At 50.9% G+C, this 281-nt stretch carries 1 protein-coding gene; it reads right to left on the bottom strand.

Going from position 1 to position 281, the window contains the following annotated elements; genetic code table 11:
• Positions 1–281, bottom strand: a 281-nt coding sequence (locus tag ACO0LH_RS28625) for a hypothetical protein (RefSeq protein WP_422944547.1), incomplete at both ends; no start/stop codon positions are given.

The raw sequence follows: 281 nt of genomic DNA, 5'->3' as shown, positions 1-281 counted from the left end.
ACAGAGATCAAAGACAGATCGATGTTGTTTGCACCAGCGATGTCATCAACGATCGTCAGTTGATGTGGGACATTGCCAGAGAACACCAGAACTGGTGTGCTCAGGGACAGAGCAGCACGGGCAGCAACCAGAGCAGCGTACTGAGATGCAGTGATCACAACAGCAGAGTTTGCCTGAATTGTTTCGATACCTGACAGTGTCGCACCAGCCAGATTGATCGCACCGTAAGTGACCAGTGTATCGTTACCTGCACCCAGATTGATTGTGTCTGTCACAACGCG

Origin of the sequence: Undibacterium sp. TJN19 (genome assembly GCF_049339485.1) — a bacterium.
GTDB lineage: Bacteria > Pseudomonadota > Gammaproteobacteria > Burkholderiales > Burkholderiaceae_D > Undibacterium.
The sequence above is the reverse complement of the archived record's forward strand: the minus strand, read 5'-3'. Positions and strand labels throughout refer to the sequence as shown.